At 41.6% G+C, this 14528-nt stretch carries 12 protein-coding genes and 2 pseudogenes; 3 read left to right on the top strand and 11 right to left on the bottom strand.

Features of this window, described 5'->3' with window-relative positions; translation table 11 throughout:
• Nucleotides 1-86 precede the first annotated feature (86 nt).
• From tal to nrdJ (AACU25_RS26675), 7 genes and pseudogenes are all read right to left on the bottom strand, one after another.
• Nucleotides 87-1259, bottom strand: coding sequence for a transaldolase (gene tal / locus AACU25_RS26705; RefSeq protein WP_096580864.1), 1173 nt, complete (start codon nt 1257-1259; stop codon nt 87-89).
• A 303-nt stretch (nt 1260-1562) separates the two neighbouring features.
• The gene (fbp, locus tag AACU25_RS26700; RefSeq protein ID WP_096580862.1) at nt 1563-2612 is read right to left on the bottom strand and encodes a class 1 fructose-bisphosphatase; all 1050 of its coding nucleotides are present in this window, start codon (nt 2610-2612) and stop codon (nt 1563-1565) included.
• A 428-nt stretch (nt 2613-3040) separates the two neighbouring features.
• On the bottom strand, nt 3041-3325 hold the full coding sequence (locus AACU25_RS26695; protein ID WP_096580860.1) for an RNA recognition motif domain-containing protein: 285 nt from the start codon (nt 3323-3325) through the stop codon (nt 3041-3043).
• Between the two features lie 529 nt (nt 3326-3854).
• Entirely contained in the window at nt 3855-4073 is a 219-nt protein-coding gene (locus AACU25_RS26690; RefSeq protein ID WP_096580858.1) for a ssl0294 family protein, read from the bottom strand.
• A 182-nt stretch (nt 4074-4255) separates the two neighbouring features.
• Nucleotides 4256-5329, bottom strand: a pseudogene (gene nrdJ / locus AACU25_RS26685) (ribonucleoside-triphosphate reductase, adenosylcobalamin-dependent); the annotation flags it as partial.
• Between the two features lie 8 nt (nt 5330-5337).
• Nucleotides 5338-6306 carry an NUMOD3 domain-containing DNA-binding protein gene (locus tag AACU25_RS26680; protein WP_190445875.1) on the bottom strand — a complete coding sequence of 323 codons (969 nt, stop codon included), beginning with the start codon at nt 6304-6306 and terminating at the stop codon, nt 5338-5340.
• Nucleotides 6307-6479: 173 nt separating this feature from the next.
• A pseudogene (gene nrdJ / locus AACU25_RS26675) lies at nt 6480-7709 on the bottom strand (ribonucleoside-triphosphate reductase, adenosylcobalamin-dependent); the annotation flags it as partial.
• 156 nt (nt 7710-7865) lie between these two features.
• On the opposite strand from nrdJ (AACU25_RS26675), the gene AACU25_RS26670 reads away from it, so the two are divergent.
• Entirely contained in the window at nt 7866-8453 is a 588-nt protein-coding gene (locus AACU25_RS26670) for an Npun_F5749 family FMN-dependent PPOX-type flavoprotein (protein WP_096580854.1), read from the top strand.
• Nucleotides 8454-8523: 70 nt separating this feature from the next.
• On the opposite strand, the gene cysE is transcribed toward AACU25_RS26670, so the two are convergent.
• The 4 genes from cysE to AACU25_RS26650 all read right to left on the bottom strand — a co-directional run bounded on the left by cysE (nt 8524) and on the right by AACU25_RS26650 (nt 11669).
• On the bottom strand, nt 8524-9288 hold the full coding sequence (gene cysE, locus AACU25_RS26665) for a serine O-acetyltransferase (protein ID WP_096580852.1): 765 nt from the start codon (nt 9286-9288) through the stop codon (nt 8524-8526).
• 180 nt (nt 9289-9468) lie between these two features.
• Nucleotides 9469-9960: a hypothetical protein gene (locus AACU25_RS26660; RefSeq protein ID WP_096580850.1), complete on the bottom strand. Its 492-nt coding sequence runs from the start codon at nt 9958-9960 to the stop codon at nt 9469-9471.
• Between the two features lie 692 nt (nt 9961-10652).
• Nucleotides 10653-10964: a glutaredoxin 3 gene (grxC, locus tag AACU25_RS26655; RefSeq protein WP_096580848.1), complete on the bottom strand. Its 312-nt coding sequence runs from the start codon at nt 10962-10964 to the stop codon at nt 10653-10655.
• A gap of 132 nt (nt 10965-11096) precedes the next feature.
• Complete coding sequence (locus tag AACU25_RS26650) at nt 11097-11669, bottom strand: DUF981 family protein (RefSeq protein WP_096580846.1); 573 nt, start codon at nt 11667-11669, stop codon at nt 11097-11099.
• Between the two features lie 281 nt (nt 11670-11950).
• Between AACU25_RS26650 and glpX the strand changes: the two genes are divergently transcribed.
• Together glpX and AACU25_RS26640 are read left to right on the top strand one after the other, a co-directional pair.
• On the top strand, nt 11951-12988 hold the full coding sequence (gene glpX / locus AACU25_RS26645) for a class II fructose-bisphosphatase (RefSeq protein WP_096580844.1): 1038 nt from the start codon (nt 11951-11953) through the stop codon (nt 12986-12988).
• Between the two features lie 211 nt (nt 12989-13199).
• Complete coding sequence (locus tag AACU25_RS26640) at nt 13200-14486, top strand: glutamyl-tRNA reductase (RefSeq protein WP_096580842.1); 1287 nt, start codon at nt 13200-13202, stop codon at nt 14484-14486.
• The last annotated feature ends 42 nt before the right edge of the window (nt 14487-14528 follow it).

Below are 14528 nucleotides of genomic sequence, written 5' to 3'. Positions count from 1 at the left end.
AAGGGGAAAAGGGGAAGGGTGAAGGGGAAAAAGGGGATTGGTTAATCTTCCTTAGTCCCCAGTCCCTAGCCCCTAGTCCCTAGTCCCTATACTGGTGACAATAGCTTGACTTTGTCTTCTAAAGAGTTCATTAAGGACTGGAAAGGCTGAACAAATTTGTCAATTCCTTCAACCAAAAGTTCGTCCATCACATCATCGATATTGATATTGATGTCCGGATCTTTGAGGTTGGCTATCAGGTTGTAAGCTTCTTCTATACCTGTTTCAATGCGATTAGCAACATCGCAATGATCTGCACAAGCAGCAATTGTGGCAGGTGGTACGGTATTAACGGTGTCAGGCCCTATCAACTCATCGACATACATCACATCGCTGTAGTGAGGGTCTTTAGTGCTGGTGCTGGCCCAAAGTAAGCGTTGTACTTTAGCTCCTTTTGCGGCTAAAGCTTGCCAGCGATCGCTCTCAATAATCTTTTTGTATTCTTGATAAGCAATCTTAGCATTTGCGATCGCCACTTTCCCTTTCACAGCTCTCAGTTTTGCCTCGATGGCAATATCATCAACGCCTTTTTTCAACTTAGCATCAATCTTAGCGTCAATGTTGCTGTCAATGCGGCTGAGGAAGAAACTAGCGACGGAAGCTATGCGACTAATGTCTTCACCTGCTGCGGCCCGTTTTTCTAAGCCGCGAATATAAGCCCAAGCTGTATTGATATAGCTATCTACTGAGAATAGCAATGTAATGTTGACATTCATCCCCTCAGATATCACCTGTTCCACTGCTGGTAAACCAGCCTCTGTCCCAGGGATCTTAATCATCAAATTTTCCCGCTCAATTTCTTGGAAATAGCGACGGGCTTCTTTAATGGTGGCTTCAGTATCATGGGCAATGGTTGGTGGTACTTCTATACTCACATAACCATCTAGCCTATTTGATGCTTCATATACAGGGCGCAAAATATCACAAGCATTGCGGATATCTGCAAAAGCTAGAGATTCATAAATTTTGTATGTTGGTAAACCAGCACGAACTCCTGCTTCTATATCGGCATCATAAATCACATTACCGGCGTTGACGCCTTGCGTCTTGTCGCCAGACATCGCTTTTTCAAAAATCGCAGGGTTGGAGGTAATTCCACAAATCCCTTGATTTTCCACTAAGTTCTTGAGTTCGCCGGATTGGATAATGTCACGGCTCAAGTTATCCATCCAGATACTTTGACCGTATTGTTTAATTTCCAATAAATGATTGGTTGCCATAGCTCTAGTTTGTTTCACTCCTGTAAAGATGTTTCTAAGTGAATTTGGCAAAACCCATCAAAGTTTGATGGTGACTTTTGAATTCTGGCGTTGCCAATCACTTATTGCATCGGCCACGTGAGATAATGTTTAATTCACTTGCCAAAAGTGCTATTCTGCATTCCCAATCGCCATAGTTAACTTTTATTTACTTTAGGCTGATGTTCGCAGTGTCTTTGTATCAGCTTCTAACTCCTCATGCAATAAAGTTAAAATCTCTAAAAAGCTGACATTATCAGCTTTTTAACGTTTGACCTTTGAGTATTAGTGGCCGTTTTGAATAAAAGACTCCACTTTAGCTACATCCTCTCTGCTACCAATAATTAGAGGTGTGCGCTGATGCAGTTTTTTCGGTACTACATCCAAGATATCTACCAATCCTGTCGTCGCCCGGCCACCTGCTTGTTCAATCACATAAGCTAGGGGAGCAGTTTCATAAAGTAAGCGCAACTTACCTTCTGGTTTTTGAATTGTCCCTGGATAGAGGAACACTCCACCTTGAATCAACACTCGATGAATATCGCTGACCATCGCCCCACTGTAGCGAGCAGTATAGTCTTCTGTACGATGGACATAACGGATATATTCTCGGTAAGATTCTTCCCACTGCCAAAAATTCCCTTCATTCACGCTGTAGACTGCGCCGTGATTCGGAATGCGGATATTTTCTTCTGTGAGAATAAACTCACCTAAGCTGGGATCGAGGGTAAATGAGTGAACGCCCTTACCTATAGTATAGACAAGCATAGTGCTGGGGCCATAAAGGATGTATCCCGCCGCTATCTGATTGCGTCCATTGGTGAGTAGGTCTAATGCTTTACCATCAGTATCATCGCCTTCCTGCCGCCTAATAGAAAAAATTGAACCTAAACTGAGATTAATATCGGTATTCGATGAACCATCAATTGGGTCATAGAGTAAGGTATAGCGACCAATAGGGCAGTTTTCGGGGATATAGTAAGGTTTATCCATTTCCTCAGATGCTAGGCGACAAACTAAGCCGCTTTGCTTAAAAACTGCAATAAATACATCATTGGCATAGACATCCATCTTTTTGACGGATTCTCCCTGGACATTGACATCCCCAGTAAATCCCAAAACACCTTCCATCAATCCAGCATGGCTCATGTGACGAGCAATTAGTTTGCCTGCTAGAGCGATGCGATTCATCAGCGCGCTCAAATCCTGCGCCTCTGCTGCAAAACTTTGACATTGCTGTAAAACGTGACGGGATAACGTTGTACAATCACGATCTAAAGCCCTATCTCCACCGAATTTTTTAGACAAATCTAAAGATTCAGGTGCTTGAGCCATTTTGTTGTTCTCCCTAGGATTTTGTGTTCGTTCGGCTGATGCCGTTGATGGCAAATTATCTAGTCTCTGCCTCTATCTTAGAAAGGTAATTTGATAACCTATATCTGTTTTTAGATAAACTAAAGAAATGAAAATTTATTGGCTGTTACGCCTTAAGTAATAGATTTAAGCAAATATACTTAAATTATTTGGCAATTTTATCCTGTAGCTACATCCCATCTCAAAGTTTATGTAGCCTGCACAGCCATGTATTGATTTTGCTGAAAATGCGAAAAACCGACCAGAGATCGGAATCTGTTTAGCGATCGCAACTAGTCGGGTCTAATTTTTAGATAATTACTATGATGGAAAATTGCTTCTAGTATATTTTACCTACTCAGGTATTGCGTAACTAGAAACCTATTTGCTATTATCGTATCTCATAGATTTTATATCTCTTGTTTTTTAGCCCAGCTATCTCGCCGATTATCTTCTCGTGGTTTAGCTTTATTGACTCTGAGTTGACGGCCCATCCATTCTGCACCATCTAATTCAGTAATAGCAGCATCCTCTTGGGCATCTTCAGTCATATCAACAAATGCAAAGCCCCGCAGTCTGCCAGTTTCTCGATCTGTAGGTAAAACTACCCTTTTTACCTCACCATAATCTGTAAAAACTGCTCTTAAATCCGCTTCGGTAGCGCGGTAGGAGAGATTTCCAACGTAAATAGTCATGTGGGATCACGTAAGTTTCAACAAGGAGCGATGAGTTCAGCTAAAAAACAGATATATATAACTTGCAACTCTGGCACAGTTTCCTCTGATTCACATATGGCGAATGTTGTAGCGCTGGAACCCTAATTGTAGGGTGGTGTACAACTAGATGGGCCATGTGGCTGAACTTACTCATACGCTCATATAATAACTGATCGTGATATTTTTCAAAGTATGAGATTTTACAAACCCTCATAACATAAAATTAATAGTTATTATATATTTTTCTAATTTTATCGTATAATAGTTAATTTTTATACTGATTATATATAAGAATTACTTAATAGTAAAGATTGTAAATTTGTCTAGTACAGTGCTACGTAGGTCAACGAGCTAACAGCCTGGAACTATAAACTTTTTGACTTTTGAATTTAGCACAGCGGTACTAGTAGTACACCACATTAAATTTGATAGATGAATCAAAGTGGTGGACTACTAGTTGCTAATCCTTAGCTTTGTTTTTCAAGCTGGATTTGCCTGATGCGGAGGTTTAATCAATCGTAATCTGTTGAGGCCCAGATGCTTTACCATTATGAGCGTCAGTTCCAGTTGGCGTGTAAGTGGTTGAGCCAGTTTGTTTATCTAGCCAGCTTTTCACGGGATCATCTGCAAGGTTAAGCCGAAACACACCTGAAAAAAACCCTCCCAAAAATGAGGCTGGGTGCTGGGTAAATTCTTTGAAAATAGGTGACAATTCATCAATGAACATTAAGAGTCTCCTGGTAATAGCCTTATAAAATTATTACTTCTTTATTGATCGTAACGTGGAAATCAAAATTAGATTATTAGTAGCGTAGTATACAAAAGTCCCGAATACGTAGATACCCGACTTATTAAATTAAGTCGGGTATCTAGATTTTTACCTCATCCTAATTTGCTTGTTATTGTGCATTATGAGGTTGGCTGCTGTTCAGGGAACATACATTTATCAGAATCACAACCAGATGGGCCTGCTTCAGACAATTCACCTAAATCATAGCGACTTAGTACTGCACAGAAATCATCTGTAATTCTTCGTGCTTTGACTTCTTGATTCAATTGCTCGTAGGTGGATTTATCTATTGGTTCAAAAGGTAAACGAGGGAAGGATTGTAAATCATCAAAACGAGCTAAAAGCGCTGCAGAAATATATCCTTCATCATTTTGAATAGCTTCGTAAATCCGCTGTCCCAGAGGCTCTACTTCCTCAGAACGTAGTTCTAAAGTTGCAGAGGTATTATGAGTGACATAATGCTTCTGAACTTGCATCACAAAATCTAATTGAGCTAAAACAGAGAACTTAGAAACATCAATTTGATCTGCTCCTGGTAAATCAGCCCAAGGTACAGCAACTGGGATTTCTACTAACCATTCGCTGACACGAGGATCAAAGGGATCATTGAGCAAATGACCATTTTCATCTTTATCAGATTGAGAAGGAATCACATTGTAACCATAGTCAATACAAGCTAAGGCTACGGGGTCATTTTTGCGGAAAGTAATGCGGCGAATAAATCTTTGCGCTTTGGGGGGATGCCAACCGGAGCTAGCACCTGTTAATAGTGCTTTAGTACCGCTAGGTTGGACAGTTGTACAGCGATTGGGACGTTTGAGATGATGGCGATCGCAATAATCCCAAACTGCCCGATGTACAATATCCTTCCAGTAACTCAGGTATTCCGCTTCTTGGCGCTTAAATGCTAATCCTTGTTCCGTAGCAGGTCTTCCTGCTTCCCACCAACGCAACCAATCAACACCAAAAGCATGAACAAAGAAATCAAATAAGCCTGTAAAAGAAACCCCAACAATTGGGTCTAATTCCCGGCTTTTTTGATAGCGAGGTTCGAGGAATTTATGGTTTAAAAGTGAGGCTACAGAAAGCGCCCCAGCAGTGAAAGCTTCCTCTTGTTCTTTGTAATTTTTTGGGTCAAGTTGATTCAGGTGAATTTCTGACAAATTACAGTGAAAGTTACTACCAATAATTTCCATTTTTGTTAACCTAGAGGCTTTTTATCCTCTAGTTCTACAGGTTCTATATTCCCTGTAGCTCCGCGTACATTTTGTACGTATGACCGTAAATAATAGAGAAATTCCTTACGACTACAGGGTTTTCCTACAACAATTTGGCAGATAGTCCTGATATCCAAAATGTTGTACTCCTCTTGAATTAAATCCCACAAAGGCTGAAAAACTTCCTTCAGCTTATTGAGTTTTAAAGAATACAGTTTCTCAGAATTGTCTAATGCAAAAGTATAGGCTAGGGCTTGGATACCTGGATTTGTGATTGATGTTTTGCCATGTTGCGCTTGGACTGAGCAATGCTTTGAGCAAAAACGTCGTTGAGATACTTTATGCCGTATTACCTCAAAGTTTTTTTGGCAGAACTCACAAATTAAAGTATATCTAGGGGCAATTAGACCTGTTTTTTGCCCTTTTCGAGACTGGTGATAAGCTTTCCTTTTGGGACTATTGAGAAACTTCTCTTTAAATTCAGGATCTGCAAATCTGGCTATTGCCTGGGCACGAATTTTTGCTCTGGTTTCTTGAGTTTGATTAACACCATACATTGGGTTTTTATTCCCAAAGCTATTCATACCTCTGACTTTAGCAAGAGATTTCCATTCGTGTTTTAAGTGTTCAAATATAAAAGGAGTTGGTTTGATGAGTTGTCTTAAGTCTTTTTCTTGCAGAATGCTAACTTTTACATTGTACTCAGACTCAAAAAGCTGAACTTTTGGTAGGTCATACTGAAAGTTGAAAGCACCCTTGATTTCAACATATTCTCCTGTCTCCAGCAGAAAATCAGGTTTATACCTAACTCCGTTGGAGAGTGAATAGGTTTTGTGTTCATATGTCCAACCAATGTTCATATAGTCTAAATATCTTGCGTAAATGTATTCAAGACTAGACCGGAGACAATGCTCACCGTAAAAACCTGAGTAGCCGTAGAAAGTACTAGTCACACGTACCCCCACACTCTTGGAGAGGTTATATTCTAAAAAACAATTTTCATTGCAATCTAGTTTCACTCTCTACGCTGTACGGTGTCAACGGCTTTTTAGATCCATTGATTACCACGGGATTAGCATCTCAGCTTTCCCCGTATTTGCAGGGTTTTTTACGTGAGGCAAAACTACTTACCACACGGGTTTAAGCCAAACCGAGCTAAACGATGCTCTAATTCCTCAGCATCCATTTCTGGATAACGTTTTTGCAACCAATCTTTTGCTGTTCCCTGTTCGTAAGCCTTCAAGAAATCAACTTTCAATGCTGATGTTGGTAGTAAATCAATGTTAGATCTAGCTACAGCTTCTCCAGCCCATTGAATTGCGCCTTCACCGCTGTAATATTGTTTACGAACAGCATCAATAGATTCTTCTAATGTTGGCTTGCGATGAAACACTCTGGTATGGTTTGCCATCCGGAGAGCATCACGCTCTGGATCAATGCTCCAGTTACCTTCTGCATCTTGCTGCCATAAATTATCTTTGGCAGTAGCGCCTAGTTCATCGTCAGACTTGAACTGCCTCATGCCCGCACTTCTTCTAATGTTACCTGCAACAATTGTTACAGCAGCCTGATCGATTAATAGACAACACTCAACAGAATTTAATTGCCTTCCTAAAGCTTTATTTAGGATAGATGCACAATTTTGGTAAAGGACGGGCAATTTAACTGGATTAGCCACCCCACCAAAGCCATTTAAGGTTTCTCCAGCTTGGCGAACATCACTAATATCAACAAATACTTGAACTTCTCCACTAAATTTCTCATCTGTAGAAAGTTCTAATAAGGTTTGATAAGATTCCACCCAACCTTCACGGCTATCGCCAACGTAGATAGTAACTTGATTACCCTGTATAGAAATTTCCGTATACTCTCGACGCTGGTCTTTGGGAGTAGCACCAATTTCACCCTGAACTTTGACATTAAGGCGATTGCGGATTGGCGGTAACTGATTAATATATCTTGGTTCGATGATGGCTCCGGTACCACAGCCCATCATTGCTAAATCCATCATCAACCCAAAGGCTTTCCAGTCCTGTAGGTTGGTAGAAGTGCAATTGTAAGCCCCAGAAAAGTTTTTTGGCTTGGCTATCCAATCGGTACCACCAACCCATAACCAGCGCCCGCTAGGTAGGGCTTTCATATTACGCTGCATCTTGTCTAAAATCTCGGCTTCTTCGCGGCTGAGTTTCCCCAATTCCACTAAGCCTTGAAGAGTGCGATCGCATACTTCATCCCAAGTTTCTCTCAAACCTGCCGGGCTGCGGCGGCTATAGGTTCTGAAAAATACAGGATTAGCTGCAGGGGCAGTTTCGGGAAACCTTGTACTCTGGCGTTTTCTTTCAAGCTCTCGAACCATAAATCCAGTCTTGTTGCGTGCTGACAGATTAAGACTATAGACTAAGTAGATTTAGGATGAAAGATTGCCAAAAGGGACAACTTGCGCTTACTTCACAACAGTACAAAATGCAACATTCGGCAATAATGTATAATATTGTTTCCGTTTTTCAGCGTCATGTCTCTTGCTCCTTGGCGAAGTGCGATCGCTCACGCCCTCCATCAAAATCGTAGTCTGGCTTATGCCCGTTACGTACAATTAGCAACAGTACGGGCAAATGGTACACCTGCCAATCGAACTATAGTTTTTCGTGGCTTTTTAGCAGATACCAACCAGCTAAAATTTATTACTGATTCTCGCAGTGAGAAAGCTGAACAGATACAGCAACAGTCTTGGGCAGAAGTCTGCTGGTACTTCCCCAATTCCAGAGAGCAATTTAGGATTACTGGTAACTTAACCTTAGTCGAAAGCGATAATTCTCAACCAGAATTAGCATTAGCACGTATTTCTACTTGGAGAGAATTAAGCGATGCAGCGCGGATACAATTTGCTTGGCCTCATCCAGGTAAAGTGAGAAATAAAGATGAACAAGCTACCTTTTCTCCACCCCCACCAGATCCCAGTCAGCCATTACCCAATTTTTGCTTACTCCTACTAGACCCTACACAAGTAGATCATTTAAAGTTACGTGGTGAACCCCAAAATCGCTGGTTGTACCATCGCCATGAGCAGCAAGAATGGTCTAGTGAAGAAATTAATCCCTAATTAAAAGGTAGGGGTACGAGAAGAAATAACTAATGACAAATGACAAATGACCAATAACCAATGACAATTGCTATATACCAGCACCATCTAAGAACTGCTGAATGGCTTTATCTCTGAGGTTACACCAAGCAGTTTCTTTGGTGTGTTCCTGTTCCTCAACAGCTAAGTGACCTGCAAAAACAGGTGTTTTATCAGCAGGTTGTTTACGCTGAAGAACTTGTATTTGTTCTTCTAATGCTTCAATTCGGTCTACTAAAGCACGAATGACTTCAGCTTCGGAGTCTGGTAAGTTGTTGTGTTCTAGAGGTGCAACCCGAACTCCAGAACGATAGATAATCCGGCCAGGTATACCAACAACGGTGCAATCAGAAGGTACATCACGTAGCACTACCGAACCAGCACCGATGCGAACATTATTACCAACTTGGATATTTCCTAGTACCTTTGCACCTGCACCAACTACCACGTTTTCGCCTAAAGTTGGATGGCGTTTGCCGCTTTCTTTACCAGTACCACCAAGGGTGACACCTTGATAAATTAGGGCATAGTCTCCCACGATCGCAGTTTCGCCAATTACTACACCCATACCGTGGTCAATAAACACGCCATGTCCAATGGTTGCACCTGGGTGAATTTCAATCCCCGTCAAAAACCGAGCTAAATGAGATATCAACCGGGGGATAAAAGGAATACCAATCATATGCAGCCAGTGAGCCAGCCGATAAAATAGCAAAGCTTGCAAACCGGGGTAACAGAATAAAACTTCCAACCAGTTGCGAGCAGCTGGGTCACGTTCAAAGATGATGCTAAAGTCGGCACGCATTGTAGATAGCACGAGATAGTAACCTCGGAAAGCAAAACGAGCTACCTTCCCATATTATCTTTCTCGGTGTAACTCGTAACAAATTGGGTAGGAGTCAAGAGTCAAGAGTCAAAGGTCAAAAGTCAAAGGTTATTTCTTCCTTTTCTTCCCAGTCCCCAGTCACCAGTCCCCAATACCCAATACCCAATCCCTCTACGGCTGCTGCACTGTCAGAGTGTAGTTATGCTTGTCTCCAGAGTTAAAGGTACCTATCCAAATCCGATAAGTTCCGCTTTTGAAGTCGCGATCATCGATGCTGGCATCTTTACTTTTACCAGTATCATCGCCACAGCGAATTGTTGAGTCGTCTGGGCCTTGGATGAGCATAGTGGTGTCGTATCCGCCACTATTAACTAGGAATTTGAGGCGAGCAAAGTCTTTCTCTAAGGTAATGATGTGATCTGGCTGGGGATCTGCAAAACCGATACAGGCTTTTTTCTCGCGATCGCGGTTACTAATGGCAGATAGTGAGTAAGATCCGCCTGTGTATCCTTCCACAACTCCTTGCGCTGGATTAAAGCCTGCTGATAGCTTCAGTGTGCCAAAGTTTGCTGTCTGTGCTATTACGGGTTGCGCGACGATAGCAGCACCTAGAGCTAAAAGCCAGGCTAATTGAGATTTAATCCGGAGGCGAAAATCTTTCATAGTAGTCCTCCACCAAGCAATTTTATAAGTAACTATATATACTTATTGTAGTCATTTTTTGGGAACATTTCCGGATTTATGACACATTGAAATCTGCCACAATTAACCGCTAAAAAGTGCAAATAGTGTGGTCTTTTAAATGAAATTTAATGCAATTTTTAATAAAATTTAAAGTTTAATTTTTTGTTATATTTAAATTTTCAATGTAGTGACAGTTATTGAATTTTTTATTTTCGTAAAGACAAGACTAGATAAACTTTCTGTGTTGTTTTTGAAAAGTTTATAAAACTGTTAATTATGAGGGGTCAGAACCATCATGACATCAGTAATATTTTTCCAGAAGTTGCCGAGATAAATTAATAGGAAGCATGACCCAAATTTCTCACCAGATTAGTAGGTTGGGGAGCCAGTCAGGAAACCCAACAAGGAAATATAGGTTCAGCTTTCAAAATCCATGTTGGGTTGCGTTGCGCTTAAAACAACCTACATCTGCTGCTTGTGAGAAATGCAAGTTAAGCCAATACTGCTCGGTTAAGGATTTTCAACTCGGAATTTGGTTTGGGGAAAAGGTGTACCCCTTCGGGGAAGCAAGCTACGCGTAGCGTCTCCACAGGAGAAAGGGTAAGGGTTAAAGGTTTTTTCTTGCCCCTTTAACCCTTCCCCTTTTCCCCTTAACCGACAAGTATTGCAAGTTAAGCCGGTTCAGCTAATAAGGGGTCAAGTTGACCTTTGGTATCTAACTCATAAAGGTCATCACAACCACCAATATGTTGAGTGTTGATAAAAATCTGTGGTACTGTACGCCGACCGTTAGCACGTTCTGCCATTTGACTTCTAGCAGCTTCATTGCCATCAATTTTGTATTCTTGGAATTGCACACCTTTCCACCACAGCAGCATTTTAGCGCGAATGCAATAAGGGCAAGTTTGCCAAGTATAAATTTCGACGTTGGCTTTTACTCGCTCTGGGTGTCGATTTAAAAGCGGATTGAGAAAGTCCAGCATATTTTAAGAGATGGTAGATTTATCTGAATTTTCTCTAGCTTAAAACATGACAATTATTAATTCGTAATTCGTAATTCGTAATTGAAAAGTAGATGAGAGTTACAAATTACTAATTTTTGAAGCTATTGTAGGTTACCGCATTGGCGCAGGAACCCATTGTTGGAAACTTTCTAAATGATTCCAGTAAGCCATATAACCGATAAATGCCCAAATTAGGGCTGCTGCGATGAGAACGGCTGCGCCAATTAAGCGCCAAGTTCGGTTGGTTTTCAAATAGAGAGTAGGTGCAGCAAAAACACCTCCTAAGCCTGTAAGGATAAAACCTATTCCTGAAATTAAAGGTTGTTTTGTCAGTCCCAAATTAATAATACGGAAACCGATAACAACTGCAACTAACCCCGCAAAGAATGCGTAAATTGCAAGTGTGAGTAAATCCCATCCCAAAGCCAGCGCGATCGCAGCACCAATAAATAATATTCCTAATAAAATTGTGGTTTCACCAAAAGCGATGTTAAAACTACCGCCAATGGGCCAAGTAAAACTCATGTGTAACCCCGTAGTTAATGCGATCGCTCCTGTTACCCCAAAGCCAGGAATCCAATGTTTCTGATGATCGCTAACTATCCCCCGATAGACATAATCTGCTAGTAGAAATAATCCAGCTACCATATTGATTAACATCAAAGTGATGTAGTCAATAAACATGATTTATCTCCAGAGCGTTTACTAGAAAATACCTTTGAGTTGATGTTTTGTATATTGCTCTAAAGATACAGCTTTATCTTTTAGGAATATTTAGCAATTTTATGTAAGTATATTCAAGTAATAACGAGTTATAAATATAACTTTAAAATTTAGTTAGCATTAAAACTTAACATAGAGCCTCATTAAGACTATTTTCCACGTGTATCCGCCCTTTGGTAGACTTGAAGACTGGAATAGCTAGAAAAAACGACGCGAAGTCAAGCAGTTGAGAGGGCGACTCTGTGGAAAATACACTTGGATTAGAGATTATTGAGGTAGTAGAGCAAGCCGCGATCGCATCCGCCAAGTGGATGGGTAAGGGCGAAAAGAACACTGCTGACCAAGTTGCAGTGGAAGCTATGCGGGAAAGAATGAACAAAATTTATATGCGTGGTCGCATTGTCATTGGCGAAGGCGAACGTGATGATGCTCCCATGTTATATATTGGGGAAGAGGTGGGTATCTGCGCCCGTCCAGATGCTAAGGACTTCTGTAACCCAGATGAATTGATTGAAATTGACATTGCCGTTGACCCATGTGAAGGTACGAACTTGGTAGCATACGGCCAACCTGGCTCAATGGCTGTATTGGCAATTTCTGAAAAAGGTGGCTTATTTGCTGCTCCTGACTTCTACATGAAGAAGTTAGCAGCACCACCAGCAGCTAAAGGCAAGGTGGACATTAACAAGTCAGCAACGGAAAACCTCAAAATTCTCTCCGAGTGTCTAGATCGTTCTATTGAAGAACTTGTGGTAGTTGTCATGAAGCGCGAACGCCACAACGATTTGATTAAAGAAATCCGCGATGCTGGGGCGAGAGTACAACTAATTTCCGATGGTGATGTGGGTGCAGCCATCTCTTGTGGTTTCGCTGGAACTAATATCCATGCCCTAATGGGTATTGGTGCAGCACCAGAAGGAGTAATTTCCGCCGCCGCTATGCGCGCTCTAGGTGGGCATTTCCAAGGTCAGTTGATTTATGACCCTGCGATCGTCAAAACAGGCTTAATTGGCGAAAGCAAAGAAGCTAACCTAGATCGTTTGAAATCCATGAATATCAACGACCCTGATAAGGTCTATGATGCTCATGAACTCGCATCTGGTGAAACTGTACTTTTTGCTGCTAGTGGTATTACCTCTGGAAATCTGATGCAAGGTGTACGCTTCTTCAAAGGTGGAGCCAGAACTCAAAGTCTAGTTATTTCCAACCAATCAAACACCGCTCGGTTTGTGGATACCATTCACATGTTTGATAATCCTAAGACCGTACAATTGCGGTAATCAATTGTAGCGCGGAGTCACCGCAGTTGAGAGTGGCGGCTTTCGCCACTCTGACTGAACCGCTGAGGTATTGAGTACCCAGTAGTACTCCCAGACTATAGTCTCTTGATTATTCCTCAGCACTTTTTCAGTTAGGAGTTATGAATTCTATGAACTCCTAACTGACCAATCACCACTTACCAATCACCATTTAGCAATTACTAATTAGCAGATGAATATAGCAGTGGTGGGGTTAAGCCATAAAACAGCCCCAGTAGAAATCCGGGAAAAGCTGAGTATTCCAGAACCTCAAACAGAAAGCGCGATCGCTCAACTTACCAGCTTTCCCCATATTGACGAAGTTGCTATTCTCAGCACTTGTAACCGTCTGGAAATTTACATCGTCACTGGTGAAACCGAACATGGGATTCGGGAAGTAACTCAGTTTCTGGGCGAATACAGCAAATTACCTGTCACATCTTTACGCCAACACTTATTCATGCTGTTGCATGAAGATGCTGTGATGCATATGATGCGCGTAGCTGCTGGGTTAGATAGTCTCGTACTGGGAGAAGGGCAAATTCTCGCTCAGGTGAAAAATACCCACAAACTGGGACAACAATATAACGGTATAAAAACAATTCTCAATCGATTATTTAAACAAGCTTTAACAGCGGGTAAGCGAGTTCGTACGGAAACTAGCATTGGTACTGGCGCAGTTTCCATCAGTTCGGCGGCTGTGGAATTGGCGCACATGAAGGTAGAAAACTTAGCAGCTTGTCGAGTCGCTATTCTCGGTGCTGGTAAAATGTCTCGCTTGCTAGTACAGCACCTTGTTTCTAAAGGCGCTGGGCAAATTAGTATTTTAAATCGCTCAAATCAACGAGCCGTAGAATTGGCTAAACTGTTTCCAGATCAGCCAATTGAAATTCATCCGCTATCAGAAATGATGGCAGTAATTGCCAACAGTCATTTGGTATTTACCAGCACTTCCGCTACAGACCCCATTTTGGATCGTGCGAAATTAGAAATGGTGTTAGAGCCTAACCAGTCTCTGATGCTATTTGATATTTCTGTACCCCGCAACGTCCATTCTGATGTAAATGGGCTAGAAAATGTCCAGGCGTTTAACGTGGATGATTTGAAGGCGGTTGTGGCACAAAACTATGAAAGCCGCCGCAAAATGGCTCAAGAAGCTGAGAAAATTCTGGATGAGGAAGTAGAAGCTTTTGATATTTGGTGGCGCAGTCTAGAAACTGTCTCTACCATTAGCTGTCTGCGAAATAAAGTGGAAACCATCCGCGAACAGGAATTGGAAAAAGCTTTGTCGCGCTTGGGTTCGGAATTCGCAGAAAAGCATCAAGAAGTCATCGAAGCTTTAACGAGAGGTATCGTTAACAAAATTTTACACGATCCGATGGTGCAATTGCGAGCGCAGCAAGATGTAGAAGCTAGACGGCGATGTATGCAGACTCTGCAAATGTTATTTAACCTAGATGCAGAGGAACAGTTTAGCTAAGTCTACAGACATCATTGGTGCGTTAGGATTTGCTCCCACGCA

It is taken from the genome of Tolypothrix tenuis PCC 7101 (assembly GCF_963874875.1).
Classification (GTDB): Bacteria; Cyanobacteriota; Cyanobacteriia; order Cyanobacteriales; family Nostocaceae; genus Aulosira; species Aulosira tenue.
The sequence above is the reverse complement of the archived record's forward strand: the minus strand, read 5'-3'. Positions and strand labels throughout refer to the sequence as shown.